Source organism: Puia sp. P3 (assembly GCF_050632245.1).
Lineage (GTDB): Bacteria > Bacteroidota > Bacteroidia > Chitinophagales > Chitinophagaceae > Puia.
On record NZ_CP192583.1, the window covers coordinates 5,904,278 to 5,929,832 of the forward strand.

At 55.0% G+C, this 25,555-nt stretch carries 28 protein-coding genes and 3 pseudogenes; 10 read left to right on the forward strand and 21 right to left on the reverse strand.

Annotated features, from left to right (window positions below):
• Positions 1-19: 19 nt before the first annotated feature.
• The 4 genes and pseudogenes from ACQ86N_RS37240 to ACQ86N_RS37255 all read right to left on the reverse strand — a co-directional run.
• The gene (locus ACQ86N_RS37240; RefSeq protein ID WP_431217748.1) at positions 20-1,138 is read right to left on the reverse strand and encodes an ABC transporter permease; all 1,119 of its coding nucleotides are present in this window, start codon (positions 1,136-1,138) and stop codon (positions 20-22) included.
• A complete protein-coding gene (locus tag ACQ86N_RS37245; protein WP_431211446.1) occupies positions 1,096-1,626 on the reverse strand; it encodes an ABC transporter permease in 531 nt (176 codons plus the stop codon). The genes ACQ86N_RS37240 and ACQ86N_RS37245 overlap by 43 nt, the downstream gene beginning before the upstream one ends.
• A 41-nt stretch (positions 1,627-1,667) precedes the next feature.
• Positions 1,668-2,027 (reverse strand): GHKL domain-containing protein, encoded by a 360-nt coding sequence (locus ACQ86N_RS37250; protein WP_431218034.1) that lies wholly within the window; start codon positions 2,025-2,027, stop codon positions 1,668-1,670.
• A 105-nt stretch (positions 2,028-2,132) separates the two neighbouring features.
• A pseudogene (locus ACQ86N_RS37255) lies at positions 2,133-2,653 on the reverse strand (histidine kinase); the annotation flags it as partial.
• Positions 2,654-2,976: 323 nt separating this feature from the next.
• Here ACQ86N_RS37255 and ACQ86N_RS37260 point away from each other — a divergent pair.
• The 4 genes from ACQ86N_RS37260 (at position 2,977) to ACQ86N_RS37275 (ending at position 5,977) form a co-directional block, all read left to right on the forward strand.
• Positions 2,977-4,800: a TonB-dependent receptor domain-containing protein gene (locus ACQ86N_RS37260; RefSeq protein WP_431211447.1), complete on the forward strand. Its 1,824-nt coding sequence runs from the start codon at positions 2,977-2,979 to the stop codon at positions 4,798-4,800.
• Positions 4,797-5,042: a hypothetical protein gene (locus tag ACQ86N_RS37265; RefSeq protein ID WP_431211448.1), complete on the forward strand. Its 246-nt coding sequence runs from the start codon at positions 4,797-4,799 to the stop codon at positions 5,040-5,042. Before ACQ86N_RS37260 ends, ACQ86N_RS37265 begins: the two co-directional genes overlap by 4 nt.
• Positions 5,043-5,178: 136 nt before the next feature.
• Positions 5,179-5,466, forward strand: a complete 288-nt coding sequence (locus ACQ86N_RS37270) for a hypothetical protein (RefSeq protein ID WP_431211449.1) — start codon at positions 5,179-5,181, stop codon at positions 5,464-5,466.
• The gene (locus ACQ86N_RS37275; RefSeq protein ID WP_431211450.1) at positions 5,405-5,977 is read left to right on the forward strand and encodes a hypothetical protein; all 573 of its coding nucleotides are present in this window, start codon (positions 5,405-5,407) and stop codon (positions 5,975-5,977) included. The genes ACQ86N_RS37270 and ACQ86N_RS37275 overlap by 62 nt, the downstream gene beginning before the upstream one ends.
• 65 nt (positions 5,978-6,042) lie before the next feature.
• Here the strand turns inward: ACQ86N_RS37275 and ACQ86N_RS37280 are convergent, their stop codons facing one another.
• The 7 genes from ACQ86N_RS37280 to ACQ86N_RS37310 are packed head-to-tail and all read right to left on the reverse strand — an operon-like array spanning position 6,043 to position 10,606.
• Positions 6,043-6,504 carry an SRPBCC domain-containing protein gene (locus ACQ86N_RS37280; protein WP_431211451.1) on the reverse strand — a complete coding sequence of 154 codons (462 nt, stop codon included), beginning with the start codon at positions 6,502-6,504 and terminating at the stop codon, positions 6,043-6,045.
• Positions 6,505-6,563: 59 nt separating this feature from the next.
• On the reverse strand, positions 6,564-7,490 hold the full coding sequence (locus ACQ86N_RS37285; RefSeq protein WP_431211452.1) for a helix-turn-helix domain-containing protein: 927 nt from the start codon (positions 7,488-7,490) through the stop codon (positions 6,564-6,566).
• A 23-nt stretch (positions 7,491-7,513) separates the two neighbouring features.
• Positions 7,514-8,863, reverse strand: a complete 1,350-nt coding sequence (locus ACQ86N_RS37290) for an amidohydrolase family protein (RefSeq protein ID WP_431211453.1) — start codon at positions 8,861-8,863, stop codon at positions 7,514-7,516.
• A gap of 50 nt (positions 8,864-8,913) precedes the next feature.
• Positions 8,914-9,360, reverse strand: coding sequence for a carboxymuconolactone decarboxylase family protein (locus tag ACQ86N_RS37295; RefSeq protein WP_431211454.1), 447 nt, complete (start codon positions 9,358-9,360; stop codon positions 8,914-8,916).
• Between the two features lie 60 nt (positions 9,361-9,420).
• Complete coding sequence (locus tag ACQ86N_RS37300; protein ID WP_431211455.1) at positions 9,421-10,017, reverse strand: Crp/Fnr family transcriptional regulator; 597 nt, start codon at positions 10,015-10,017, stop codon at positions 9,421-9,423.
• A 9-nt stretch (positions 10,018-10,026) separates the two neighbouring features.
• The gene (locus tag ACQ86N_RS37305; RefSeq protein WP_431217749.1) at positions 10,027-10,368 is read right to left on the reverse strand and encodes a TetR family transcriptional regulator C-terminal domain-containing protein; all 342 of its coding nucleotides are present in this window, start codon (positions 10,366-10,368) and stop codon (positions 10,027-10,029) included.
• Positions 10,256-10,606 (reverse strand): TetR/AcrR family transcriptional regulator, encoded by a 351-nt coding sequence (locus tag ACQ86N_RS37310; RefSeq protein ID WP_431211456.1) that lies wholly within the window; start codon positions 10,604-10,606, stop codon positions 10,256-10,258. Before ACQ86N_RS37310 ends, ACQ86N_RS37305 begins: the two co-directional genes overlap by 113 nt.
• A gap of 162 nt (positions 10,607-10,768) precedes the next feature.
• Here ACQ86N_RS37310 and ACQ86N_RS37315 point away from each other — a divergent pair, with 162 nt between their 5' ends.
• From ACQ86N_RS37315 to ACQ86N_RS37325, 3 genes and pseudogenes are all read left to right on the forward strand, one after another.
• Positions 10,769-11,587 (forward strand): SDR family oxidoreductase, encoded by an 819-nt coding sequence (locus tag ACQ86N_RS37315; protein ID WP_431211457.1) that lies wholly within the window; start codon positions 10,769-10,771, stop codon positions 11,585-11,587.
• 148 nt (positions 11,588-11,735) lie between these two features.
• Positions 11,736-12,439 (forward strand): annotated as a pseudogene (locus ACQ86N_RS37320) (SDR family oxidoreductase).
• A 221-nt stretch (positions 12,440-12,660) separates the two neighbouring features.
• Positions 12,661-13,350 (forward strand): universal stress protein, encoded by a 690-nt coding sequence (locus tag ACQ86N_RS37325; protein WP_431211458.1) that lies wholly within the window; start codon positions 12,661-12,663, stop codon positions 13,348-13,350.
• 151 nt (positions 13,351-13,501) lie between these two features.
• On the opposite strand, the gene ACQ86N_RS37330 is transcribed toward ACQ86N_RS37325, so the two are convergent.
• The 10 genes and pseudogenes from ACQ86N_RS37330 to ACQ86N_RS37375 form a co-directional block, all read right to left on the reverse strand.
• Positions 13,502-14,761, reverse strand: a complete 1,260-nt coding sequence (locus ACQ86N_RS37330; RefSeq protein ID WP_431211459.1) for an APC family permease — start codon at positions 14,759-14,761, stop codon at positions 13,502-13,504.
• Between the two features lie 125 nt (positions 14,762-14,886).
• On the reverse strand, positions 14,887-16,017 hold the full coding sequence (locus ACQ86N_RS37335) for a glutathionylspermidine synthase family protein (protein ID WP_431211460.1): 1,131 nt from the start codon (positions 16,015-16,017) through the stop codon (positions 14,887-14,889).
• Positions 16,018-16,057: 40 nt separating this feature from the next.
• Positions 16,058-16,381 carry a hypothetical protein gene (locus ACQ86N_RS37340; RefSeq protein WP_431211461.1) on the reverse strand — a complete coding sequence of 108 codons (324 nt, stop codon included), beginning with the start codon at positions 16,379-16,381 and terminating at the stop codon, positions 16,058-16,060.
• Positions 16,381-16,707, reverse strand: a complete 327-nt coding sequence (locus tag ACQ86N_RS37345) for a hypothetical protein (RefSeq protein ID WP_431211462.1) — start codon at positions 16,705-16,707, stop codon at positions 16,381-16,383. The genes ACQ86N_RS37340 and ACQ86N_RS37345 overlap by 1 nt, the downstream gene beginning before the upstream one ends.
• Positions 16,708-16,732: 25 nt before the next feature.
• Positions 16,733-17,797, reverse strand: a complete 1,065-nt coding sequence (locus ACQ86N_RS37350) for a RagB/SusD family nutrient uptake outer membrane protein (RefSeq protein WP_431211463.1) — start codon at positions 17,795-17,797, stop codon at positions 16,733-16,735.
• A 51-nt stretch (positions 17,798-17,848) separates the two neighbouring features.
• A pseudogene (locus tag ACQ86N_RS37355) lies at positions 17,849-18,067 on the reverse strand (RagB/SusD family nutrient uptake outer membrane protein); the annotation flags it as partial.
• The gene (locus ACQ86N_RS37360; protein ID WP_431211464.1) at positions 18,048-18,458 is read right to left on the reverse strand and encodes a hypothetical protein; all 411 of its coding nucleotides are present in this window, start codon (positions 18,456-18,458) and stop codon (positions 18,048-18,050) included. The pseudogene ACQ86N_RS37355 and the gene ACQ86N_RS37360, both read right to left, overlap by 20 nt.
• A gap of 24 nt (positions 18,459-18,482) precedes the next feature.
• Positions 18,483-19,922 (reverse strand): TonB-dependent receptor domain-containing protein, encoded by a 1,440-nt coding sequence (locus ACQ86N_RS37365; RefSeq protein WP_431211465.1) that lies wholly within the window; start codon positions 19,920-19,922, stop codon positions 18,483-18,485.
• Positions 19,835-21,451 carry a TonB-dependent receptor plug domain-containing protein gene (locus ACQ86N_RS37370; protein ID WP_431211466.1) on the reverse strand — a complete coding sequence of 539 codons (1,617 nt, stop codon included), beginning with the start codon at positions 21,449-21,451 and terminating at the stop codon, positions 19,835-19,837. Before ACQ86N_RS37370 ends, ACQ86N_RS37365 begins: the two co-directional genes overlap by 88 nt.
• A 361-nt stretch (positions 21,452-21,812) precedes the next feature.
• Complete coding sequence (locus ACQ86N_RS37375; RefSeq protein WP_431211467.1) at positions 21,813-23,177, reverse strand: MBL fold metallo-hydrolase; 1,365 nt, start codon at positions 23,175-23,177, stop codon at positions 21,813-21,815.
• Between the two features lie 215 nt (positions 23,178-23,392).
• On the opposite strand from ACQ86N_RS37375, the gene ACQ86N_RS37380 reads away from it, so the two are divergent.
• Genes ACQ86N_RS37380 through ACQ86N_RS37390 form a run of 3 tightly spaced genes read left to right on the forward strand, consistent with a single transcriptional unit; the run spans position 23,393 to position 25,460 of the window.
• On the forward strand, positions 23,393-24,802 hold the full coding sequence (locus tag ACQ86N_RS37380) for a hypothetical protein (protein ID WP_431211468.1): 1,410 nt from the start codon (positions 23,393-23,395) through the stop codon (positions 24,800-24,802).
• On the forward strand, positions 24,769-25,140 hold the full coding sequence (locus ACQ86N_RS37385) for a hypothetical protein (RefSeq protein WP_431211469.1): 372 nt from the start codon (positions 24,769-24,771) through the stop codon (positions 25,138-25,140). The genes ACQ86N_RS37380 and ACQ86N_RS37385 overlap by 34 nt, the downstream gene beginning before the upstream one ends.
• Positions 25,086-25,460 carry a hypothetical protein gene (locus tag ACQ86N_RS37390; RefSeq protein ID WP_431211470.1) on the forward strand — a complete coding sequence of 125 codons (375 nt, stop codon included), beginning with the start codon at positions 25,086-25,088 and terminating at the stop codon, positions 25,458-25,460. The genes ACQ86N_RS37385 and ACQ86N_RS37390 overlap by 55 nt, the downstream gene beginning before the upstream one ends.
• Positions 25,461-25,555 lie beyond the last annotated feature (95 nt).

Consider the following 25,555-nt stretch of genomic DNA (forward strand, 5'->3'; position numbering starts at 1 on the left):
ATCGTACAGATAATAAACGCTATGGCAAAGCTGAACTGGAAAACGACCAGGATCCGCCGCGGCGTGACCAGGGCATGGATGGTCTTGAAATGACCACGGAGGATATTGATAGGACGGAAGGCGGAAAGATAAAAAGCCGGATAGCTGCCGGCCAGCAGACCCGTAAATAGTATGAATGCCGTACCCGAAAGCCAGAAAAAGGATCCCCGTAGGGGATCGCCAGATTCGTCATGATCAGCTGGTTGAACCAGGGCAGGGTCAGGATCACGATAACAAGCGCCAGCACTCCCGCCAGACTGGCGATGAGCAGCGACTCGCCGAGAAATCTGCCGATCAGCGAACCCCTCCCCGCCCCCACCACCTTACGGACCCCTACTTCCCGGGCCCTCCGGATACTGCGCGCACTGCTCAGATTCATATAGTTGATACAGGCGATCAGCAGGATGAACCCGGCGATGACTGCCAGCATCCGGACAAAATTGATGTCGCCGTCGGTCGCCTCGCCGTTGACGAAATTGGAATAGAGCCGCCACTTGCGCATGGGATGCAGGAAAATCTCGGCCTTTGTCTCCGGCGCGTGCATACGGACCAGATTGCGCAGGCTGATATTGGCAACGGTTTCCGAGACGTCCGGCCTCAGTAGTAAATAGGTGCCGATCATATTGTTGGTCCAGCTGGCGTTGTCCCAGTGTACCTCATTGGTATAGGACCACGGGATCAGGTATTCGAAATCGAACCGCGTGTTGGGGGGCAGGTCTTTCAGAACGCCGGTGACTGTAAACCCGGCAGTACTGTCGACGTTGACGAACTGACCCATCGGGTCGGCATTGCCAAAAAGTTTTTTGGCCAGCTTCTCCGTGAGGATCACGGAATGCGGATTTCGAAGTGCGGTAGCCGCATTGCCTTTCAGCAGAGGAAAGTCAAATAGTTTGAAAAAACCGGGGTCCGTCAAGAATCCCTGGGATCCCACGTGTTTGTCACCGATAGAAAAGATAAAGGCCCCTACCCAGTTCATCCTCACCACCTCCTCGACCTGCCGGCCGTAATTGGCCTGTACCACCGGCCCCATGACCATTGGGGTCCTGCCATTGCATTCTATCTGACCATTGAAGACGGCGCGGGTAAAAACCTGGTAGATCCGGTCGCGGTTTTGTGAAACTGATCACAGGTCAGCTCGTTACGGATCCAGAGGATCAGGACGATGGCGCTGGCCAGACCGATCGCGAGACCGGAGATATTAATAGCGGAAAAACCCTTGTTGCGGCGAAGGCTACGCCAGGCTATTTTGAAATAGTTGTCGATCAGGTCTATCTGGTGGATGACGCGGGGAATCAGCCCCTGGACTGGTTGCGGCGATTCATCTAAAGGCACTGGGGGCTTTTCCGCCCCGGCGGGCCGATCCAAATTTTTGAGCGTCATCCGCGTAAGGTGGCGGCTGAAAGCGTCCTCGGCATCTTTTTCTTTTTGTTGGGGTTCCCCTTTCCAAAGATCGGCCAGCAGTTGAAGAGAATAGGTCATCTCGGGATGCTGCTGCTGCCAGGACTCCAGTTCTTTCAATTCCTCCTCCGTAGCTTCACCGGAAAACTTACGGGCCATCAGGTGCCATATACGGTCCTTGTCTTTCATACCACGGAGGCAGCATTTGATTCCGTAGCAATATACTTAAATTATACGTTATACGCTATGCCGCTGACAGGAGCCGGTACCGGCAATAGTTCGAGATGGAGACGGACTTTGAACGCTGCGGAGTCATTTTGAATTTCCAACCTGTATTTGCCCGGGTAGAGAAGGTCCAGACGGCGTTGCACGTTCCGCAGACCGATACCGCCGGTCTGCTTATTCCGGTGACCGATACTGCCCGTCTGCCGGGCATCCAGGTGACCGGAGGAGACGCTGTTTAAAACGATCATCGCCAGCTCACGACCATCCAGCGCCAGCTGGATATTTATCCAGTTCGACCCACCCGTCTCCCTGGAGACGTGCTTGAAGGCGTTCTCGACAAAGGTCATCAGTATGAAAGGCGCCACGTACAGCTCCTCCGCAGAAGCCGTATTCAGTTCGCAGCTGACCCTGAGGTTGTCGTTTTGTCTCAGCCTTTCCAGTTCGATAGAATTTTTTATGTAATCGACTTCTTTACTCAGCAGGATCCTGGTATCGTCGCATTCGTACAGCTGATAGCGAAGCAGGTCGGAGAACCGTGCCAGCGACTCGGCTGCGGTGTCGGGCTTTTGCGGATGAGAAAAAATATGGAATTGATGGTGTTGAAAAGAAAATGCGGGTTGAACTGCTGCTTTAGAAAATTAAGCTCCGCCTCCAGCTGCTCATTCTCCAGCTGTTGCTGCCGCCGCTGGCTACGGATCCGGATAACGGTCAGCATTATCCCGGTGGTAATGACGACACCCGCAAACAATACCGAAAGAGCGTTTCCAAAAAAATACCAGGCGCAGCGGCCGGGGCCATACAGCTGTTCTAGCGTACGATGCGAGAAAAATGCGGGCAAGTAATAGCCTGCAACGATGGCGGCGGAGGCAACCAGCATGGACGCCAGCAGCAGGACGGAATAAGCAATGAATTTTCCCTTTCCGAGATAACGCGGAACAAGAACAAGGAGATTCAGGCAAATAACAAGGATATGTATCGGGATCTGGAACATCGGTAAAACGCCTGTGTTTCTCCAATATACGTTTAATTCACGCTTCAATGGCCGACGGCTATTTGAACGGCCGGTTTTTATTGACGAAATGCAATGCCGCAGTTCAGCAATTATTGATGGCCGGTGGGCATTTGGGTTTGTTTGTTCTTTCCGGCATTTCTTTTTTTACATCATGAAAAGTCTAATTCTCCACTTGCTGTTTACTTTTTATAGTAGCCAAGACGCTCGGCCAGACTACGGAACGGCCGGATACAGCCACGCTGAAGGCCGCGGTCATAAGGGCGGAAAAGCCCCTGTTCCGGCAACAGCTGAATGGCACGGTCGTGAATGTCGGCAGCAGCATCCTGACAAAAGGAAGCAATACGCTGGAGGTCCTCGAACGGAGCCCTGGCATCGTCATCGACCGCAGAAGCAATTCCATTTCGCTAAACGGAAAGAACGGCGTGGTAGTCCTGCTGAATGGCAAACAGCTCCGGATGTCCCGGGGGCAGCTGATCGATCTGCTGAACAGCATGCCCGCGGACAATGTCGATAAGATCGAACTACTGACCAGTCCTCCGGCGGGATACGACGCCGACGGCAACGCTGGCATCGTCAATATCGTCCTAAAAAAGAACAGGGAAGAAGGGACCAGCGGCTCGCTGACCGCCTCCGCGGGATATGGCTACCGGGAGAAAGCATCCGCCAGTCTGAACCTGTCGCATAATTCCAAAAGGGCCGAGGTCTACGGCTCATATTCGTACTCACACGACCGGAATGAAGGCAGCTGGCACGCCATCTCCACACAGGACCTACCCTTGCTCGGGGGACCGACCTCCGCCGATTTCCTGAGTGTTATCCGCCCTTCCTCAAACTCACATACCGTCATGGGTGGACTGGATCTCCGCCTGAATTCCGGGACCACCATCGGCAGCGGCTTCAGCTATAGCAACAGCCGGACGAACACGACGACACAAAACACCGGTACGTATATTGTCCTTCCCGATTCCCCGCTGTTCCTGAATGCCACTATCCGGGAAACGAACCGGTGGAACAACCTTCTCCTTTCTTTCTACGGTGAAAAGAATATTGGTGGCGGCAACCGGCTCAGCTTCGACGTCGACCTCCTGGACTATAAGAACAACCACCCTACCGATGCGATCAGCTCATTTGTAAACGCAAAGGGCGAACCGGCGGGCAACGATGACACGCTGGCCTCTCCCCGCCAGAAAGGATTTTCGGCTACGGCCATCCGGGTGGGTGTCGGCAAACTGGACTTTAAAGGACAGCTGGGCCGGAGTATCCAACTGGAGACCGGCATAAAGGGTACGTATACAAAGACGTCGGGTAATTCCGGTATAGAGAGCCTGGTGGAAGGTAAGTGGGTCAGCCGGGAAGGAACGTCCAGCAATATGGAAATGAAGGAAGCCATCGGCGCGGGCTATTTCTCGCTGACAGCTGCCCCTGGTCCTTCGACGAGCCTGGTGGCCGGTCTGCGCTATGAATATTCGGATACCCGGATGGACGACCCGGAAAACGGGAAGTCTGTTGTCCACCGAAGGCTTGGGAGGCTGTTCCCTTCGCTGTTCTTTTCGCAAAGGACAGACGCGCGGTCGGAGCTCCAGCTCGCCTATACGATCAGGATCAGCAGACCCGCTTACAATGACCTCGCCTCGTACGTTATCTATACGGGGCCGACCTCGGTCGAGTCTGGCAATCCGCTGCTGAAACCTACTATTACCAACAGCCTCAGACTGGGTTACAATTATCGCGGTTATTCCTTCTCGGCTACCCTTAGCCGCGATGACCATCCGATCGTCCGCTATCAGATAGCGCCAAGCGTGGACGGCGTTCTGATGGCCCTGACGCCGGAGAATCTCGTCTACCTGAACAGCCTGCTGCTTCAGGCCAGCGTCCCGGTGAGGGTCGGCAACTGGTGGACGATGAGTTACAGTATCACGGCGGGCTGGCGAAAATACAGGGAGGATTTTACGGCGACTCCGGCGGAGAAGGGCTGGTTTGGTTATTCGGGTAATTTCAGCCAGTCATTCCGGCTTCCACGCGGCTTTTCCCTGGAAGTAGCGGGGTGGTATCATTCGGGAAGCTATGACGGTACGAGAAAGGCCGAAGCCTTCGGGGCGCTCAATTCGGGTTTAAAAAAGAATTGAAGAATGACGGGGGTACGCTGCAGGTGTATATGACGGATATCCTGCGGACGACGGTGTATATCAATCAGTACGGGGCCGTGGCGACAGAAGCTTTTGGGCTGAAAAGCAGGGTGCCTTATCAGCCGGAATCGTACCGGTACCAGAGTATACGCGTTAGTTATTCCAGGCGTTTTGGTAGTGGCGGCTCCAGGAAGGGACGGAGTGGCGGAGCCGGTGATGAACGCGGACGGATAAGGGAATAGGGCGTTGGCGTCGGATGCGGACTGCAGGGGGTTAGAGCATTTCGGAAAATAGGATATATTTGCATGAACGCGCAACACGAAGACCTTTCTACGCAGACCTTTCTCCGAAATAACCTTTATCACCAAAACTTTTGTTATGAGATCGTTGCTGCTCATGATCTGTCTCTGCTGCAATACCGCACTATTCGCACAGGCCTATATCGGCGATCCGGGAATCCGCAATATCAAACAGCCTGCCGCCATCATCCGGCTCCCTTACGACGATAATTCAGTAGAAGACGCGCTCAAACAGTATATGATGACCCAGGGGATACAAGAGTACGGGCTCCGGCGGATTTATTCTTTTCAGGAATTCGCCGCTGGTGACCGAAGCCCCCATCCTGAGCGACCTATATTTCAAGACGAGTTCCGACAGGAATGCTAAGGACATGACCCTGCTGAACCTGATACCAGTGCCGGTCAACCAGGATATAAAGACAGCCGGTCCCGTCGACAGCGCGAGACTGGAGAAAGCGAAACTACTCCTCGACAGCCTGGGCCCCTATATTTCGTCTTATCAAATGCGCCTGCAGATAAACGAACAGCAGAAGCAGCTGGCAAAGGCCCAGGACAAGATGAATGACCTCAGGGGCGACTCGGCGGACCTTCAGAAAAAGATACGGGACCTCCAGTCGGACCTCGCCAGTGTCAAGCAGGACCAGTTGAAGGCCTCTTCCGACCTCAACACGAGTATTAATGCCGATGACAACACAAAGAGTAAGTACCAGAAAAGGGTAAACAAACTATTCGATAAGGAGGCAAGTCTCGAAAAGAAGCTGCGCCGTGCACAACAGGATCTCGAAGACAACAAGCACGATATCAGCCGCCAGCAGGAGGAGCTCAGCAAGCAGCAGCAGGGTCTGAACGCACTCAACTCGCGCTATACCCCCAATTAGGCCGAGGGCGCGTCTTCTCATTTGGCTGCGGACGGGTCCGCCAATTTGCCTGCGGGCGGAGCCCCTCATTTGGCCCCCTCTTCCAGCAACTCTTTGATCTGAACCAGTAGCGGCGTCCATCCTCCGCCCGCCATGGTCTCTTCATAGCGTTTGGCCCCTTCGGCCACCGAGTTATAGTCGCCCTGGGAGACGGCCAGCCGGGTATGGCCATTTTGCTCGGTCAGCTCATACGTGATAGTAAGATAGTTTTCCGGCAGGTCCGGGATAGCCGGGTTATTCGGATCGATCGCAGTATAGACGAGTGATCGGCCTGGTTCGATGCTGACAACGCTGCCCTTTACGGCGACCATGTCCAGACCGTTGAAATTTCCCTTCCAGAGCAGCGGACTGCCAGGCCGCCAGTCGGAGATGGCCTCGCACCCGAACATATATTTTTTTGTCATCCCGGGGTTGGTCAATGCGTCCCAGACGGCTGTTGCGGGGACCCGGATATCGATTTCGCTGCTGACGATCAGTGGCTGGTTCATATTGGTGTTTTTTGATTATGCCACAATATTCGCCAGATTTTGGCGGCCGGGATTGCAGATTACGGATTTTTTCTAATGGAATCCGGAGTCAGGCCAAACCGTTTCTTGAATACATTATTGAAGTGCTGGGGCGTGGAATAGCCCAGCTCGAAGGAGATCTCGGCTGCCGTCTTTCGTGTATCCATAAGGTATTGGTAGGCAAGCAGCAGGCGCTGCTCGGTAAGGTAGCCGAATACAGTCGTGTTGAAGACCTCCTTAAAACCCCGTTTCAGCTTGTACTCGTTGATCCCGACCGTGCGCGCTATCTGGGAAAGACTGGGGGGCTCGCTGAGACGGTCGTTGATAAGGTCCCGGACGGCGATGATCTTCTCCTTGTCGCCGGGTGTCCTGACAAACTCCTGCCTTTTATTCATCGCCAGCGAACAGGACTCGGCGCAAAGAACCAGCATCTCGATGCTCTTTGAAAGAAGAAACAGCTGCTGAAGATCGCCGCTATAATGATTGTTGATTATCTGATGGACCACCTGCTGGATCTGGGGGTCGACGGCTCCCCACTGGTCGGAAAGCAGGACGGATCTGCCGGCGGCGACCTGGTCGCCAAAACGCTTGAGCAGATCGCTGGCATTCTGCGTAAACTTTAAAAAGGTTTCGCGGGGAAACTGAATGCCGAAGGTCTCCAGCTCGAGGGTCCGGTTCTCCACGGTCATGTCGAACTCGGGCGAATACATGATATTGTGGTGCCCCCCGATCAGGTGAAAGTCGGTGTTGAGCTGCCGGTAGTGGAAGCTATAGTTACCCCTGAGACCGATATGCAGGCGGATGACGTCGGTGTTTGTGCCTTTGGCCGTAAATGAAGTCAGCTCGTTGAATCTTGAGACGGCGTGGCCCATGTGGATGCCGTCGACTACCCAGTGTGACGGAATCCCGGCTGCCGGCCTCGTTTGCAAATTGCTGACGTTGTTCCATAGTATAAAGATACAGATCAATGACCAAAGGGTCCGGGGATGACCTAGTGCCCAATGGGACCGCCGCTGACTTTTATGCCGTCCTTCCAGACGGCGGAGATCGTACGGGTGTTACGGATATCTTCGAGAGGGTTTTTGTCGAGCACGATAAGGTCGGCCTTTTTCCCCGGCTGTAAGGTCCCGCGGGTATTGTCGATATGCAGGAACTTGGCCCCGTTGCCGGTCGCGACGGTGATCGCCTCGAGGGGAGTCAGTCCCGCCTTCACCATCAGTTCCATCTCCATATGTTCCGAGAAACCCTGCGCTCGGATGGGACTGGCGCCGGCGTCGGTGCCGAGAACAACGGGTATGCCAGCCCGGTAGAGTCTGAGAAGATTCTTCAGCGCCACGTCCAGGGCCGTCTTTTCCTGGGGTGTGACCGTGCTCTTGCTGATCCTGTCCCTGTAGGCCGGGCTCGTGATCATTTCAAATACGCCCGGCTCGAGGGAGTTGCGGAAGAAGGGATCGTCCAGCCAGCCGGGACTGTCTTCATATGCATACGCGAATTCGTCTAGCGAAAGGGTCGGGATATAGGTGATGTTCCTTTTCTTTATTTCTGCCAGCAGGAAATCGTCGACCACGGCGTCGCGTATGCTGTGGGCCATGGCATCGACCCCTGCCTCGACCAATTTGTAGGCGTCTGATATGTGATAAAGATGGGAGGCCACACGTATATTGTGTTTGTGGGCCTCTTTGATGATAGCCGCATAGATCTCCGGCTTCATGATCTGGTCCTTGCTGAACTGACCGTAAAAATCGTCTACCCACATCTTGATGACGTCGGGCCTGAAGGCTACCAGTTCCTGTACCTGGCGGGTGGCTTCTTCCGGAGTCGTGGGGCGATAGATATGTGTCATACCCATTCCCTCCGGAGGCATGGCGCCTTTTACGCCGAATCCATATATAGCAGAGAACATAGTGGCGCCGGGGATCAGCCCGTTCCTGGAGGAATCCCGTATCGCGACGCCCAGGGGCTGCTCTGTCCCCATGGAGAGAATGGCGCCGACGCCATAGTCCTGAAAATGCAGCAGCTGGCGCCGGACGTTGCCGGAGCTATAATTGTCGCTGCTCGTGGAAGTCCCCTTCAGGTTGCCGACGTGGGTATGGCAGTCGATGATCTCCGGCATGATATATTTGTCGCTGCAGTCGATCTGTATGACGTCGGCCGCCGGCCTGATCTTCCCTCTGGTAATATTGGCAATCTTACCGCCGCGGATGACGATGGCGGTGTGCGGCTGCGGGGCTCCGCCCGTCCCGTCGATGACCGTAGCATTGAGCAGAATGGTCTCGTGGGGCTGGGCGTATGTGCCCATAACGGCAACGGACAGCAGGATTGACGTAAATAGCGCTCTCATAACGTTAAGAATTGAGACTGTAAGTTATGAGATTATTGCAATACATGTGCCTACACCCTGGCAAGGGCCGGACTCATGGCCGTGGCAATCCCGATGCGGGTCCAGCCGTTGATATTGATGATGGCCAGAATGATCTGGCTCAGCAACTGTTCGTCGAACAGCCGGGCGGCCTCCCGATATACCGATTCCGAGACGTGGCGGTTGATGAAGGTAACCTCTTCGGTCAGGGCAAGAATAGCCCTTTCTTCGGGTGTAAAAAAGGGGGTATCCCTCCAGGCGTCGAGGGCATAGATCCGCTGCTCGGTCTCACCCTCCTTTCTTGCGTCGCGGGTATGCATGTCGATACAGTAGGCGCAGCCATTGAGCTGGGAAACCCGTATCTTGATAAGGTGCTGCTGTGTCGGGGTAAGCCGGGTAGATGCTATGTATTTGTCCAGCGCGACCATTGCGCGGTAGCCCTCGGGCTCGGCCTGATTGATCCTGATCCTTGTACTCATAGACTGATTTTTTTGATACCACAAAATTCCCGCGGCATCCGGTCCCAAAAATAATCATGATTAAGAAATCGGCGGCTTACCGTCGCCCGTGCGGCGGCTCTTGATCTTGCTGACAAATTCGGGGGTAAATCCAAGGTAGGACGCGACCATATACTGGGGTACGCGTTGCACGAACTCGGGGAAGGCCTCGTTGAAATGGTGGTACCGCTCTTCCCCGGAAAAAGTATAGATGAAGAGGAGGTTTTGCTGTGACGCGGCAAAAGCCCGCTGGACGATAAGCCGGAAATATCGGTCCAGTTTCGGGATCAGGTCGCAGACTTCCGCGGTGACCCGGCGGTCGAGAATGGCTATCTCGGATGTCTCGACGGCCTGTATATAGTAGTGGGACGGCTGTTGCCAGTCGAGACTCTGAAAATCAGTGATCCACCAGTTCTCGATCGCAAACTGAATGATCTGCTCGACGCCGTTCTCCTGTGTGAAATACATTCGGAAACAACCCTTTAGCACAAAATGGTTGGCCGTACATACTTCCTTTTCCTTTAAGAGAAACTCCTTTTTCCTCACCTTCTTATAGCGGAGAGTGGAATGGAGGATCTCTTCTTCCTCCTTGCTAAGGGGAACGAACTTCCTGATATGAGCAAATAACGACTCGTACATTAAACAGGACTATAGAAAAGAAAGGGTGGTTTTGATGATATCATCGGCGAGCTTCTTGTCGATCCCCAATTTGACCTGCGTGGTGAGGCCCCATAGGCCGTTGAGCAAAAAGCGGGCGAGCGATCTGGGCTGGTGATCCCTTGAGATCTGTCCTTTTTGCTGCCCCCTGCGAATGGCCCGTACCAGGGCATCCTCGGTAGCCTGTCTGTTCTCCTGGACGATGGTCTCCACCGTGGAGTCATGGGGGACCAGCTCGTGGACGGCGTTGATCATATAACATCCCCTCCGGCCTTTGGGTGACAGGCATTCCCTGTAAGTCTCCTGGAACAGCTGGCGAATAGCCAGCGGGATATCCTCTGCCTTGTCGAGGTGGGCGATGACCGCGACGGTCTCCGCGATCGCGATAGCGCTGCAGGGTCTTTATGAAAAGGCTGTGTTTATCTCCATAGGTATCGTACAGACTCGAACGGCTGAGCCCCGTCTCGTCAATGATGTCCTGCGGAGGAGTTCCGTTGTACCCCTTGCGCCAGAAAAGGTCTTTCGCCTTGTCGAGCATGTCCTCCTGATTAAATGACTTTGTGCGTGGCATGTGCTTTAAGGTTGCTGTGGCAAATGTACGAAATCAGGGGAGATTAAACCAAAGCCTACCGCCGGCCCGCCATGGTGATCCTGCTGGTGATCTTTTATTTGGAACTTTTGTTCCTAATTAATTATTTTTGTGGAACTTTTGTTCCAATTACAATTCAAACATATGCAAAAGACGATCTTTATCACCGGGACCAGTTCGGGTCTCGGCAGGGAAACGGCCCTGTATTTTGCCGACAGGGGCTGGAATGTAGCCGCTACCATGCGGTCCCCGGAAAAGGAAACAGAGTTGACCAAACACCCGAATATCCGCGTTTTCCGGCTCGACGTGACAGAGGTTGACCAGGTGGCATCCGCCACCGCCGAAGCCATTGCCACCTTTGGACGGATCGACGTGGTGGTTAACAACGCCGGCATGGGCGCCTATGGCGCGCTCGAGCTGGCCTCCGAAGAGGCGATCGACTGGCAGTTCGCCGTCAATGTCCGCGGCCCCATCAACGTCATCCGCGCCTTTCTGCCCCATTTCCGCGACAACGGCGGGGGCACCTTCGTCAATATCAGCTCGTTCATGGGCCTAACGGTCGCAGTCCCGCTGGGCTCCCTCTATGCTATGTCCAAGTTCGCGCTCGAAGGGCTGACGGAAGGTCTATATTATGAACTGAAGCCCCAGAATATCCGCATCCACCTCGTCGAGCAGGGAGGGACGGAAAACACCAGTTTTGTCAGCAACGTCAGCTGGAGCGAGGACAGTGAGGTCCCCGCCTATAACGAAATGACGGCCAAACTAAAACACCTGATGGCCACGGCGGGACCGGAGCACAAAAGTCATCCGCAGGAGATCATCGACGTGATCTATTCCCTGGCGACGGGTAATAATCAACGATTTAGAAACCCGGTCGGAAATATGACGAGGACGTTGCTCGACATGCGGGCAGCGATGCCTATCGAAGAATATCTGGAGAAGGTCGGGGCCCTTTTTTCCTGAAATACTGAAATGACTACCATTTTCCCTGAACTGTTCACCACGCCGGTGGCCATCTGTCGGGCGAGCTTTGTATCCTAAATTTTCAACTATGAAGGAAACAACGAAGATCGCAGTAGTCACCGGCGGCAGCCGGGGCCTCGGAAGAAATATGGTTCTCCGTCTCGCAGAAAAGGGGATCGACACCATCCTGACCTATAACAGTAATAAGACGGAAGCGGATAAGGTGGTTGCCGAGGTCCGCGCCATGGGGCGAAAGGCCGAAGCCATGCAGCTCGATACCTCGGACAGCAAAGGATTCGACGCTTTCCTGAAAAAAGCGGCGGAACACCTCGAAAAGCATACGGGCAGCGGAAAATTCGACTTTCTCGTGAACAACGCGGGGACGGCGGCCCACTCCCCATCGCTGAAACACCGGAAGAATCCATCGATGAGATGTATAGGATCCACCTGAAGGGAGTATTTCTGCTTACGGAGAAATCTCTTCCCTATCTGAATGATAATGGCCGGATCATCAACATCTCATCGGGTCTGACCCGGTTCTCCCTGCCCGGGTACGCCGCATACGCGTCCATGAAGGGGGCCATCGAAGTTTTTAGCCGGTATCTGGCCAAAGAACTGGGGTCCCGCGGAATTACGGCCAATACGGTAGCGCCGGGTTTGACAGAGACAGATTTTACCAGGCGGTTTCTCCCATCGACGGAAGAAGGGATGAAGCAGGCGGGTTCCATCTTCGCCCTCGGCAGGGTCGGCCGGCCGGACGATATCGGCGGGGTCGTAGCGTGGTTGTGTACGGAGGACGCACGCTGGGTTACCGCGCAGCGGATCGAGGTTTCGGGGGGACAATTGTTGTAGGCGAAGGATCACGGTCTCGGGGGGACAATTACTATAGCGGACCGGGATTACCGGAGAACGATTGCTATAGGTAATCGTACCTTTGTAGCTATGAAACAGCTAGTATTCATATCGGCAGGCAAAGCGTTCCCGGAAGGGGCCTTTGCCTTTCTTCGCTTCCTGCGGCAGCAGGAATCCTTCCATGTGAAGGGGCTTTTTTCAGCCCGATCGACTACGATGGAATGTCTACCGCCAGCCATCTCCATAGCTCTGCCCCTTATATGCGGACCAAAGACAAAGAGCGGCAGGTGGTAGCCGACCATAAAGCCCGTTTCGCCCGTCTCTGCGAAGAGGACAATATCCATTTCCAGTTGCACGCCAACGACGAACCCTGGAGCAAGGAACTTGCCGCAAAGGAAAGCCGATTCGCCGACCTGGTGATTGCCAGCGCAGAAGTTTTTTATGCCGAGATAGACGCACGCGAGCCCAATCTTTTCCTGCACGAAGCCCTTCGCGAAGCGGAATGCCCGATAATGCTGCTACCAGAAGATTTTACGGCCTTCGAACAGCTGTATTTCGCCTACGACGGCAGCAGGGAAAGCCTCCACGCCATGAAGCAGTTCAGCTATCTCTTCCCGCAGTACTCGAGCCTGTCCTCTGAAGTGCTCTATATAAAAGACGAGGCGTCGGCGAACCTGCCCGACCCGGACCTGCTGAAGGAATACGCCGGCATGCACTACGACAATATCGGATTCTCCAAGTTGCATTTTAGGGCCGGCGAGTTTTTCGCGGACTGGATCGCGGACAAGCAGAAAGTATTACTGGTAAGTGGCTCCTTTGGACGGAGCTCGCTTTCCTATATGGCCAAGCGAAGTTTTGCAGAGAAGGTGATACGGGAGCACAAGCATCCCATATTTATCGCTCATCTGTAGATGAGGGCCGGACATTGGGCCACCTGCGTCCGGGTCCGACGACAGATATTGCGGGTGTTCCAAATTAGGAAAAGTTCTGAAATACACAAAAACACCTAGCCTATCGGGTTGGATCTCAGGCCGGGGTTGCGCCAGAGCACGAGGCGCCAGCCTAGTTCCGCGGAGAACAGCATGGCCAGGGCCAGGGCGATAGGGAAGAGCATTTTTCGGAAGTAAGGAGCGTACCCGTTAAGGCAATGGTATAGACACCTATGGGAAGGAGGATCATCAGCAGCAGGCCGGTATTGTTTAGCGGTATCTTAAAGGGCCTCGGGCGGTGCGGCTCCTTGCGGCGAAAGGCCAGCAGGGTAAGAAATTCCAGCGTAAGACCGGCGCCGTAGAGGATGATGTCCATGACTACCAGGTCGGAGAAGGTGAACAGTATGAGGATGCTGACGACAGCGGAAGAGGCGATGATCGAAACATAGGGAGTTGCCCAACGGCGGTGCTCGGCGCAGAGCCAGGAAGGCAACAACTGGTCGTCGGCCATTACCTTGGGAACGCGGCTCACGGACAGCAGCACCGCCGAATAGAGACCCAGCGTGCTGGCCATACCGCCGGCGGCAATCAGCATGCCCAGCCAGTGTCCGCCGAGGATCTCGCCGACCCCTGGAAAATCGCCTTCTTCAAACGTCGTGGTGTCGATACCGGACTGGCCGACGGCGAGGGTCGCCAGAATATAGATGGCGATGACGAGCAGAAAAGCCAGACAGACCGAAGTAAAATAGGACCTGACGGGGCGGGCCACCTCACCCGCATAGGTGGTAGCGTTGTCCCATCCGATAAAATTCCACATCACGGTATAGAGGCCGAGGCTCAGGGTAGAAAAATGCTGGTCGTGAACTGCGGGCACGGGCATGTGGAGGGGAGCATGATGGGCGAAGACCATGCAGATGGTCAGTACAAACGGGGTCAGAACGAGGATACTCAGAACGATGGAAGTTTTACCCACGGGCACGATGCCAATTATATTCAGCAGGGCCGAGGCCCAGATGATGCAGAGGCAGACCGGTATTTTATGCATGGCCACCGCCGGGAAAAAGAAGGCGGCATAGGTGACGAAAAGCACGGGGTAGATCGCCAGATCGCAGAAAGTGTAGAGCCAGGTCCACCAGCCTTCAAAAAATGCCCAGCGGATGCCGAGTGCGTTTTTTACCCACTGGTAGTAGCCGCCGGTGACGGGCATCATGCTGTTGAGCTCGAGGACGGTAAGGATGGTGGGTACGTCCCATAGAAGAGGGGTGACCAGCAGCAGGAGCATCGCGCCATTGACGCCGACGTAGGAAAACAGGGGCTCCAGGCCGTAAGGGCCTCCGGAGACGGTGAGGAAAATGACGGCGGCGAGCTGGAGTGGACCTAGTTTGCGGCGCATGGGTATAAAAATAGGATTTATCGCCGGGCCGGCCAATGACTAGTTACCAAAGGGTTGTGGCGCCCGCGGCGGTACACGGGTTGTGCGGCCCGCGGGGGTGCGCTGGTTGTGCGGCCCGCGGCGGTTTACGCGATGTAGTGCGGTACGAAACGGCTGAGGTTGTCGGTGACGAGACTGTCCGACTCGCGGATGCCCATACCGGCAGGTTCCTGACCGATGATCCAGCTGCCGATGATCGGACGATTGCCGTCGAGCTCGGGTAGTGGGAAGTACTCCTGATAGACGTATCCCTCCTCTCCATACTCGCCTTCGGTCTCCTGAAGAACTGCGCCGCCCTGGACGATCCGGATATTGGCTCCTTCGCGCGAAAGGATCGGTTTTCTGACGTAGTCCCTGAGCCGGCCGCTTTCAAAATACGCGGGGAGAAGCCAGGGGCAGTCCGGATATAGCTCCCAAAGCACCGGCAGGATCGCCTTGTTGGACAGGATCATCTTCCAGGAAGGTTCGATCCAGAAGGCCTTGTTCCTGTCCTGCAGGATATTGTTTCCGAACTCCTCGTGAACCAGCCATTCCCACGGATATAGTTTGAAAACATTCCTTATCGGCTGCTCCTGCATGTCGACGAAGATCCCGCGATCCCTGTCCCATCCGATATCGTCGATGTAGACCAGCCGGGTATCCAGCCCCGCCTGCATGGCGCAATCGCGCATGTATTCGGTATTGGTCAGGTCTTCGAGCGACTGTTTTACACAGGAGAAATGCAGGACGCCGGGATACAGATAGGCCTTGAGATAAGACCAGCAGGCGATCAGTTTTTCGTGAATGCTGTTGAACTGGTCTTTGCTTTTGTCGAGGTCCTGCAGCCAGAACCACTGAACGATACCCGCCTCGTACAGGCTCGTCGGTGTATCGGCGTTAAATTCCAGCAGCTTCAGCTGGCCGTCGCGCCAGGCGAGGTCAAAACGGCCGTAGATTGCGGGATGATCCTCTGTCCAGGACCGCTCGATATACGGAACGAACTCCTCCGGAATCGCGAAACGGCTGTACAGACCATTGTCGATGACGTGCTGAACGGCTCCCAGACAAAGTTCCCAGAGCTCCGCCGAAGCCTTTTCGATCTGAAGGACTTCGTCCAGGGTAAATTCGTAGCAGGCGCTCTCGTCCCAATAGGGAACGTTGGTGGTGTGGAAGCCGAAGCCCAGTTTCTCGACGGCCTGTTGCCATCCTTGACGGGGTTGGATCGATATTCTTTTCATTACAGGTGTTGCAATTTTTTCATGATGACCGATGGTGTTATTAGGATGACACAGAAAACCCGCGGCCGAAGCCGCCTCTCACGATTCCGGATTTACCAAAATTGGTCCCGATATTGCCGCGCTCGCTGATCGCGTCGGAGTAGTATCCGACGCGACGATACTGCCCGAGATAGTAGCTGCCATAAGGACGGAACGCATAGTACCAGAGACCGCCGCCACCATGATTGTAAGTCCTGGTATAGGGGGCCGTGGAGTCACTGCGCACATAGACCCTGTTGCCGCTGCTCCATTCGTTGGAAGGGCGGTGGCAGGATGCCAGGGCGGCGGTGATCAGTATCAGTTCGATATGTCTGGTCTTTTTCATTATTTGACTGTGATAAAGATCTGGTAATCTTTTTTAACGCTGACGCGCTGGGTCTCTCCACCGGAGTTCTCTCCTTCTGTGTTCAGCATGCCCAGCGCAGGAACGGTGTCCCTGTGTTCTACTGTCGTATACTCTTTGTAGTTAACCCATACTTTATGGCGGGTCAGCAGTACGTCGTGCACGCTGTCCGCGTGTTCTACGGACACGGCGGTTTCGACGGAGCCCGATCGGTCGACGACAGCGGTTTCGTCTTCTTTGGGGTCGCTGCATGCGGTGACAAGAAAGGCAGAAAGGAATAGCGGGACAGGCCAGGGTCTGGGTCTCATTTGTCTGTTAGTTGAAGGGGTAAAATTAATCCGTGTATCCGGATGGTAAAAGCGGAATAGGGAATGTCGGGCGGGCGCCCATAAGAATGGAAAAGTATGGAGGATGAATGGTAGGGCCCCGAAGGGCGGCTGCGTCACCTGCAGTGACGCAGCCAGCTTGATGGTCAGTAACCGGTATTCTGATGCAAATTGGGGTTCTTGTTGAGCTCGGTAGCCGGTATCGGGAACAACGTTTTGTCCTGGCTGGAGCTGGCGTGCTGGAACCACATTTTTGTCGTAAACACGCCAAACCGGATGATGTCGCTTCGACGGTGGCCTTCCGCGGCAAACTCCCATCCCAGTTCATCGAGGAACCTGCCAAAGGTGATGTCGGCTCCCCCTGCAGTTGGGTGATAGCGCCGTTGTCCCAATAGCCATACTGATAGGAGCTTCCCTGTTGCAGCTGTGCGCCGGTGACGGTAGCTTTTGCGGGTGTGTTCGTGAAGTCCCTTTGCCTTACCTGCGTGACCAGGACCGCCGCGTCGTCGGCGTGGCCTGTTCTCAAAAGACATTCGGCCTTCATCATCAGAATATCCGCGTAGCGGAAGATCGGGAAGTCGTTGCTGAGGCCAGCTTTTGCGTTGGGCTTGATCTCGTATTTCCCGATGCGGTAGCCTTCGTTGGACTGGGATTTTTCGATGCTGTTGACACTCTTTGTATAGGTGATGACGAGGGCGCCCGTTGTGGCGCTGTATTGCGGACCCTGGATCCAGGTATCTTTCATCCTGGTGTCGTCAGCGTCATAGCTATCGATGAACTGGGGTACCGCGCAGTCACCGCCCCAGGGCTGCACCTGCATCGGGAAAACCTGCTGCATCAGTGGGTCGAGGGTTTTCATGTGGATCTGAAATTCGGTACCGAATGTTTCGTCGTAGGGGACGGTGAAGATGAGTTCCTTCGAGCCCTCGTTGTTCGTCCTGAAGATATCCCTGTACCGGGGTTCCAGCAGGTAGGATCCTTTTGTCGTGGCCTGGTTGATGATGTCGTCGCACTGCTGGCTGCATTTGTCCCACTGCGGCGTACCCGTGTAGACGCCGGCGTTGAGGTACATTTTTGCCAGTATCGCCTTGGCCGCCCATTTGTTGAACCGGCCATAGGTGGATTTGTCGACATTCTCGGAGAGCAGGGGTATATTATCCGTGAGTTCCTTGACAACAAAGTCATAGACCTGTTGACGGGTGCTCTGTTTGGGGAGATCCGTCGCCTTGAAATCGGTGACGATGGGAACATTCCCGTGGTTGTCGCAGAGCAGATAGTAGTAGAAGGCGCGGGCTGCCTTTAATTCGGCGATGACGTTGTCCTTACCGGTAGTGATGGGGATCTGGCCCGAGCTCGATCTGGTAGATCACCCGGTTGGCGGTGTTGATGCCCGTGAAGCAGCGGCTCCAGAGACCGTTGGGTTGTCCTTCCGTCGGTGTCCAGGTATGACGGTGCATACGCTGATAGGTGCCGCCGTCGTACCAGCCGTTGGGGCGGACCGGTGTTACGATCTCGTCGGCGCTCTCTTCTTCCACGTCGAACCAACCCTGCCAGCCGGCAGTCTGCGCTCTGAGATTCGTATATACGGGGGCGATAATGGAAGGGACGTCGTTGGCCGTTGGCTTGAAGTTGTCGGCGATGACTTCGGAATAGACGGTTTCGTCCAGTTTGGTACAGCCGCCCAGGATAAGCGTGGCTGTGAGGGCAGAAGCTATAGTTAATTTGTGTTTCATTTATTTTCAGTTTTTTCCGTAGCGTTAGAAAGTGATATTTGCGCCGAGGGTAAATGTGCGTGTGGTCGGATATTTATCACGCTGGTCGTCGCCGGGTGCAAGGCGCAGGTCGGTGGTGTTGCCGGTCCTCGTCACTTCCGGGTCGATACCCTTGTATCCGGTGATGGTCAGGAGATTGAGGCCTGCGGCATAGAGGTGTACGGAGCGGATGTAATTATTTTTCACGGGCAGAGTATATCCCAGTGTGACGTTGTCTATCTTGACGTAGTCGCCCTTTTCGATATAGTAGCTGACAAAAGCCAGGTCATCTGTGAGCACTGCCTTCCCGTATACTTTGTCAAACGCGGTGCGGAGCATATTGTACTGGGTGACTTTCGGGTCGGAGTAGAACATGCGCTGGAAGTTGAGGATCTGGAACTTGAAGGCGCCTCTTACCAGTACGCTCAGGTCAAAGTTCTTGTACCGGAAGGTGTTGTTCCAGCCGAGATAGTATTTCGGCAGACCGTTGCCGAGAATCTTTTTGTCTTCGAGCTTTGCGTCTTTCATCGGTTTCGGTTTGCCGTCGGCGCCTTCGATGATCCATTTGCCGTTGGCGTCGATGTCGACGGATTTATATCCGTAGAAGTCCCCTACGGGTCCCCCAACATAGAGACGGTGGGTGCTGGTCTGGATAGGCTCGCCCGTGTATCCCGCGTCGATGTAGTTGACGGTGGTCTTGAACAGATCGTTGGAGAGGGAGACCAGTTTGTTGGTATTGGTGGAAAAGTTGGCTCCCGTGGTCCATTGGAAGTTCTTTTTCTGGACGGCGATGAAGTTGACCAGAACTTCCACGCCTTTATTCTCCGTAGTACCCACGTTGGCGGTGATGGTGTTATAGAGATAGGGGGAACGGGAACGCCGTAGTCCCACAGCATGTCCTTTGTCTGCCGTTTGTAGAGGTCGATAGATCCACTCGAGGCGGCTGTTCATCATGGCGAAGTCCAGGCCGATATTGTATTCCCCTTTCCGCTCCCAGCGAAGATCGGGGTTGGGGTTACGAACGGGAGAAAGGGACTGGATCCAGGCGCCGTTGTACAGGAATCGGGCGCCGTAGTTGAGGCTGGTCAGCGAAAGATAGGATACGTCGGGCGCCGTACCGGTGACACCATATCCCGCGCGGAGCTTCAGCTCGTTGATAAAGGTGACGTCCTTCATGAAATTCTCCTTCGTGATCTTCCAGCCCGCGGATATGGCGGGGAAGGTGCCCCATTTATGGGAGGCGCCGAATCTGGACGAGCCTTCGCGACGGACGCTGGCCATTAAAAGGTATTTATCATTCCAGCTGTAGGTGAGCCTTCCGAAGAAACCGATGAGTTTGTAGGAAGTGGCGTTGCTGTTCATGACGGCTTCTCCCCTACCGAGGGCATTGCCGGATTGCATCCTGTTGTATGAATAGTCATCTGTGGGAAAGTCCCAGTTCTGCATGTAGAAGTCTTCGGTCTTGGAGTCCTGATAGCTGTAGCCGGCGAGGGCGGTGAACTTGTGGGCGCCGATCGTCTTTGAGTAGTCAGTAGTAAGCTCCAGGAGGTTGTCGGCGCCGTTGTTCTCTCCGAGGGAGGCATAGCCGTTCTTCCCGTTCTTGACGGTGGAGACGTGTTTTTTGTTTCGGAGTAGCCGCGCTGCTGGTCGGTACGGACGGAAGACATCAACAGCTTCACATGCAGCCCGTCGATGGGCGTGACGGTGACGCTGCCATTGAGGCGGGTTTCCTTTTCCCGATTCTGGCCGTTGGTCTCCATAATATATGCAACGGGGTTGTCGTAGAAGTAGACGTTCTGTTCTTTCCAGTTGCCCAGGTAGTCCTTTATGCTGTCGGTGGGGTTGCGGATGACGGCCTGCCGGTATACATAGCCGTTGAAACTGGTACCGTCGCCTCCCGTCCAGTAGGTCCGGGTGCGGCTGATGGCGCCGAAGTTGAATTTTACTTTCCCGTCGAACATGGAATGGTTGATGTCGACGCGGCCGGTGATCTGGCGGTTGTCCGATCGGAGGAACAGCCCGTCCCAGTTGCGATAGTTGACGGAGGCGGTATAGTTGGTCTGCCTGTTACCACCCTGCAGGCTCAGATTGTGGGTATGGCTATATGGGGTGCGGGAGACGGCTTTGAACCAGTCGGTCGATGTCCCATAGTCCTGGAAGCCGACGCCCTGTGCGATGTATTTCCGGTAGTCGGCAGCGGTAAGAAAGTCGGGGCGTTTGGCGATGGTCTGCACGCTGACATAGCCGTCGTACTGCACGGTCGGCTTCGATTCGCCGTGCAGTTTCTTAGTGGTGATGAGGATTACGCCGTTGGTGCCCCTGGTGCCATAGATGGCGGCGGCGGAGCCGTCTTTCAGTACGTCGATGGATTCGATGTCTTCCGGCGCAACGGAGTTCAGGTTGCCGGGGATACCGTCGATGAGTACCAGTGGTTCAGTGGATGCCTTTAGAGTGGTGATACCGCGGAGCTGGATCTGGGTGCCCGCGGTGGGATCGCCCGAGGACGAGGAGACGGTGAGGCCGGCCACTTTTCCCTGTATCAGCTGGGCGGCGTCGCGTACGGCGCCTTTGGTAAAGTTTTCGGCTTTTACACCGGCGATGGCGCTGGTGACGTCGCCTTTGCGCTGAGTGCCATAGCCGACCACGACGACCTCGTTGAGGTCACCGGCAACGGCTTTGAGGTCGACCGAGAAAATGGTTCGGCCTGACAGTGGAAGTTCCAGCGTCTGATACCCGACGTTGGAGATGACGATAGCCCTCTCATTGGTGGACAGGTCGAGCGAGAATTTCCCGTCGGCATCGGTAGAAGTGCCGGTAGTGCTGTGTTTTGCTTTGACGGATACGCCGGCCAGAGGCTGGTGGGACTGAAAGTCCCGGATGACACCCTGAACGTGTATCGGGGGCGAGGCGAGTGCTGTGTGTACGAGGAGAAGCCCGGTGATGACCGGGAAGAACAGCAGGAGCAGTCTTTTCATACTAGTTAAGTTTTATGGTTAGCGAAGAAAATGCTTTGGGCAAAACATATCCTGTCAGCCAGTTAACCGCTTAACTGTGGCTGAGCAATCGTCTATCGTTCGCACGGACTGTGTCCTGTGCGGGCCTGGCTTCGATCTTATCGTTAAAACTAAATTAATGTCAATTTTACAATTATTCAGATCGTATATTAACAGGTTCTACGCAATTATTAACTTTTGCGCAAACGGAGTCGTTACGCCTCCGATCGGTGCGTTTCGACTGCCGTTAATAATAATTGTATAATTGACACTAAGCTCGCCGGGGTGGCGAGCCGACTACGCGCCTAGTCCAGGCCGCGTTCATAGTGCAGGGCGGGGATCTCTACGTCTGCAAATCCTTTTTTCTCAGGCGTTCCTGGAAGGCCTGCTGTACGTCGTATTCGCCGTGGACGATGAAGAGAACTTTGACTTTGGCGGGGTCCTGGCAGGAGAGGAACTGGCTAAGGTCTTCATAGTCACCATGTGCGCTCATGCTGCGGATGCTGCCGATCTCGGCGTGTACTTCGTGCAGAACGCCGAAGATGTGCACTTCTTTGGCGCCGGCCATCAGGCGTCCGCCCAGGGAATGGGGTTCGCAGTAGCCTACCAGCAGAACGGTGTTACGGCTATTCTCTATATTGTTGCTGATGTGGTGTTTGACGCGTCCGGCATCGGCCATACCGCTGGCGGAGATGATGACACAGGGTTTGTCGCGGTAGTTGAGGAGTTTGGATTCCTCTACGGACTTGATGTATTTGAGTCCCCTGAAACCAAAAGGATCGTTGTCGGTCTCGAGTATTTTCTGGATCGTTTTATTAAAGTACTGGGGATAGCTCTTGACGATCTCGGTTGCGGCTACGCTGAGGGGGCTGTCGACATAGTAGTCCAGGTCGGGGAGGCGATTTTCGTTCTCCAGCTGATTGAAGGCGAAGAGGATTTCCTGGGTGCGGCCTACGCTGAAGGCCGGGATGATGAGCTTGCCTTTCTTCCGGAGGCAGGTCTTTTCGATCCACTGCAGAAGCATATCCGGCGTGGTGTTGGCCGGGTCGTGCAGGCTGTTGCCGTAGGTGGACTCTATTAATATATAGTCAGCCTGTGGAAATACTTCGGGTGAACGAAGAATGACGTCCCGGTAGCGGCCGACGTCGCCGCTAAAGGTAAGATGGGTCTCTTTCCCGCCTTCTTTTATCCGGAGGTGAACGGCGGCGCTGCCGATGATATGTCCGGCGTCGGTATACATGACCTGCACGTTCTCGTCGACGGTGAACCAGGTATCGTATTCTACGGAAACAAAATGGTCCATGGCCCTGGCGGCGTCGTCTTCGTTGTACAGGGGCTGCAGATAAGGGAGACCTTCGGCGGTCCTCCTCTTATTTGCATATTTTACTTCGTCCTGCTGAATGCCGGCGGAGTCTTCGAGGAGGATGCCTGTCAGCTCTCTTGTGGCGGGAGTGCAGAAGATCTTTCCGTTGAACCCGTCCTTCACCAGCTTTGGAATCAACCCGGTGTGGTCGATATGCGCGTGGGACAGGATCAGGTGAGTCACTTCGGCGGGAGTGAAGCCCCAGTTACGGTTGAGTGTGTCGGTCTGGGCGCCCATGCCCTGGAACATCCCGCAGTCGAGTAAATACTTTTTACCATTATCTAAGGTGAGGAGGTGTTTGGATCCGGTGACTACGCGCGCGGCGCCGTGGAAAGCGATTTTCATTATTTTCGATTTCTTCGTGTTTGATTGGACTGGATTCCATCCGGTCAGGCCTCCAATTTAGTTGATTTTTCTCATACGGGTATTTGTTTAATGCATTTATTCAGAAGGGCATCGTCCCTTTCCTACCGATCGGAATCCCCGAATTTATCTACTTTGCCTCTTCGAGTATGGTATATAGTTACTCCTATTCTACCCCGCAAACCAAACCAATACATATGAATCGATCCTTACTAATTTTCCTCTTTTCGCTGGTGGCAGCGCGTGTTCTCGCCACGCCTCAGTGTCCGATCGTGACGCAGTCGATTCAGTCTTCGGCTGACGGAGATATCCAGGACGCCAGCGCTACGGGCTGGTATCTCGACAGGACTCATGTCACGGGCGCGGTGTATTTTGCGGCCAAGTCGCACCGCATCAAGGCGCAGACGCTCGGCGGCGAAGGCGTGTGGTATTCGAGGATATTCGCGGTGTCGGGCTACAGCGGATTCCAGGTCGACGCCAAGATCTCTTCCGAGGGGGCGCTGACGAGTACGGAGTATGTTAAAGTGTATTACAAGCTGGACGGCGGGCCTGAAACCCTGATCGGCGCCTACTATGGCAATTTCGGCACACCCACGGTGACTTCGCCTGCATTGACGGGGAGTACGGTACAGATCGTCATCCGCATATATAATACTACAACCGGCAATGCGGAGTATTATATCGAGAACTACGACGTCTTCAAGGAAAAAAGTCCGTGTACGGTCGCGACGATACCCGTCAGCATCAATGCCAATCCTCAGAATGGGGTACTCACCTGTAATAGTCCTTCTGTGACGTTGACGGCGGGTACGACAGCAACCGGTACTACGACTTATAGCTGGACGGGGCCTGGCGGATTTGCGTCTCCGTCATCCAGTCCGTCGGTTAGTGTTGCCGGTACGTATACGGTCGTGGCTACCAATGCGGCCGGGACCGGTACCGCCACGTACTCCGTCACGTCCGTCGTTGCCGCGCCCGATGTCGCGGCGACGGGGGCGGCTCTTGGATGCGCTGCAAGCGGGACTATCAGCGCCAGTTCTTCCGTAGCAGGTGTGACATACGACCTGGACGGGGCCAGGAGGTTTTCTTCTTCCCTGCAAAGCCCGACGGTGAGTGTGGCGGGTGTGTATACCGTCACGGTGACCAATACCGCGACGGGATGTTCCGCCTCGCAGCCTGTGACCGTCACGTCCGGGGTTGCCACGCCAGCGGTCTTCTGGCTGGAGGACTTTACGCTACCTAATGGTACTGTTTTTGACAGCGGGCCTACCGCCTGGACCTCGGCGACTTCCGGTACAGGTACCTATTCCGTACAGAATAATGAGTTCAAGACCTCTTTCAGCGGTCAGGCGGAGGGCGTGTGGACCTCGGGCATGATCTCCATATCGGGAAAGACCAATACCGTCCTGAATGTTTATTTGCGGAGTGAAACGGCTTCCAGCAACGATTTTTTTGAAACGCCGGACTATGTGCGCGTTTTTTCAGACTGCGCAATGGCGCGGAGACCATGGTATATGAGGACCTGGCAGGCATCGGCAATACGACTACGGGAACGAAGGATACCACTATATCCGTGGCGATACCTGCCGGCGATTCGGTGCAAATAATCATCAGGACCAATAATTCCGACCCGACGGAACGGTATTATTTTGACAATGTCAAGCTGACGGGTGTGAGCGGCGTCAATGCGCTTGCGACTGCCGGCGGGTCGCTGACTTGTACCGCCGGGTCCGTGACGCTTTTGGGGAGTTCGACAACTGCGGGTGCGGTTTATAGCTGGACGGGACCTGGCGGGTTTAATTCGTTAGTTCAAAATCCTTCCGTTGCGGCGCCCGGTATCTATACCCTGACCGTGACTGCGGGGGATGTTCCGCGCAGGATACGGCCCTGGTGGTGCAGAATATTGCGAGGCCGGTGGGTCTTACGACGACGGCGATACCTGTGAACGCGCAGCTGACCTGTACGAATAACAGTGTGACCTTTACTGCCGGTGCGACGACCCCCGGTCTTTTGTATTCCTGGTCCGGGCCTGGTGTTACCTCTGTCGGTGGGGCGATAACCGCGACGGCCACGGGGACGTATGTTTTGGTTGCGACCGATCCTACCAATGGCTGTACGGCGACGGCCGAGCTCGGTCGTGACGCAGAATACGACGGCTCCGGGCGGTGTGACCACGACCGCCGACCCGGCCACGGCTCAGATCACCTGTGCGCATCCTACCGTCCTGCTGACGGGCAATTCCACGACGGCGGGAGTGACGTATAGCTGGGCTGGTCCTCGGTATTGTATCTGCGGCTGGCGCCGGGGCTACGGTCAATGTTGCCGGGACTTATACCGTCACGGTAACCGACCCGACTAAT

What these genes read in the sequence shown, in the direction of transcription:
- ACQ86N_RS37370 (WP_431211466.1), bottom strand. Translation starts at nt 21,451, where the DNA reads ATGAAAAGACTGCTCCTGCTGTTCTTCCCGGTCATCACCGGGCTTCTC.
- ACQ86N_RS37245 (WP_431211446.1), bottom strand. Translation starts at nt 1,626, where the DNA reads ATGAAAGACAAGGACCGTATATGGCACCTGATGGCCCGTAAGTTTTCC.
- ACQ86N_RS37350 (WP_431211463.1), bottom strand. Translation starts at nt 17,797, where the DNA reads ATGTACCTCAACGCCGGCGTCTACACGGGTACGCCGCAGTGGGACAAA.
- ACQ86N_RS37270 (WP_431211449.1), top strand. Translation starts at nt 5,179, where the DNA reads ATGAGATCGTTGCTGCTCATGATCTGTCTCTGCTGCAATACCGCACTA.
- ACQ86N_RS37290 (WP_431211453.1), bottom strand. Translation starts at nt 8,863, where the DNA reads ATGAGAGCGCTATTTACGTCAATCCTGCTGTCCGTTGCCGTTATGGGC.
- ACQ86N_RS37310 (WP_431211456.1), bottom strand. Translation starts at nt 10,606, where the DNA reads ATGCCACGCACAAAGTCATTTAATCAGGAGGACATGCTCGACAAGGCG.
- ACQ86N_RS37295 (WP_431211454.1), bottom strand. Translation starts at nt 9,360, where the DNA reads ATGAGTACAAGGATCAGGATCAATCAGGCCGAGCCCGAGGGCTACCGC.
- ACQ86N_RS37375 (WP_431211467.1), bottom strand. Translation starts at nt 23,177, where the DNA reads ATGAAAATCGCTTTCCACGGCGCCGCGCGCGTAGTCACCGGATCCAAA.
- ACQ86N_RS37345 (WP_431211462.1), bottom strand. Translation starts at nt 16,707, where the DNA reads ATGAGACCCAGACCCTGGCCTGTCCCGCTATTCCTTTCTGCCTTTCTT.
- ACQ86N_RS37300 (WP_431211455.1), bottom strand. Translation starts at nt 10,017, where the DNA reads ATGTACGAGTCGTTATTTGCTCATATCAGGAAGTTCGTTCCCCTTAGC.
- ACQ86N_RS37315 (WP_431211457.1), top strand. Translation starts at nt 10,769, where the DNA reads ATGCAAAAGACGATCTTTATCACCGGGACCAGTTCGGGTCTCGGCAGG.
- ACQ86N_RS37335 (WP_431211460.1), bottom strand. Translation starts at nt 16,017, where the DNA reads ATGAAAAGAATATCGATCCAACCCCGTCAAGGATGGCAACAGGCCGTC.
- ACQ86N_RS37280 (WP_431211451.1), bottom strand. Translation starts at nt 6,504, where the DNA reads ATGAACCAGCCACTGATCGTCAGCAGCGAAATCGATATCCGGGTCCCC.
- ACQ86N_RS37330 (WP_431211459.1), bottom strand. Translation starts at nt 14,761, where the DNA reads ATGCGCCGCAAACTAGGTCCACTCCAGCTCGCCGCCGTCATTTTCCTC.
- ACQ86N_RS37340 (WP_431211461.1), bottom strand. Translation starts at nt 16,381, where the DNA reads ATGAAAAAGACCAGACATATCGAACTGATACTGATCACCGCCGCCCTG.
- ACQ86N_RS37360 (WP_431211464.1), bottom strand. Translation starts at nt 18,458, where the DNA reads ATGAAACACAAATTAACTATAGCTTCTGCCCTCACAGCCACGCTTATC.
- ACQ86N_RS37380 (WP_431211468.1), top strand. Translation starts at nt 23,393, where the DNA reads ATGAATCGATCCTTACTAATTTTCCTCTTTTCGCTGGTGGCAGCGCGT.
- ACQ86N_RS37325 (WP_431211458.1), top strand. Translation starts at nt 12,661, where the DNA reads ATGTCTACCGCCAGCCATCTCCATAGCTCTGCCCCTTATATGCGGACC.
- ACQ86N_RS37365 (WP_431211465.1), bottom strand. Translation starts at nt 19,922, where the DNA reads ATGCAGAACTGGGACTTTCCCACAGATGACTATTCATACAACAGGATG.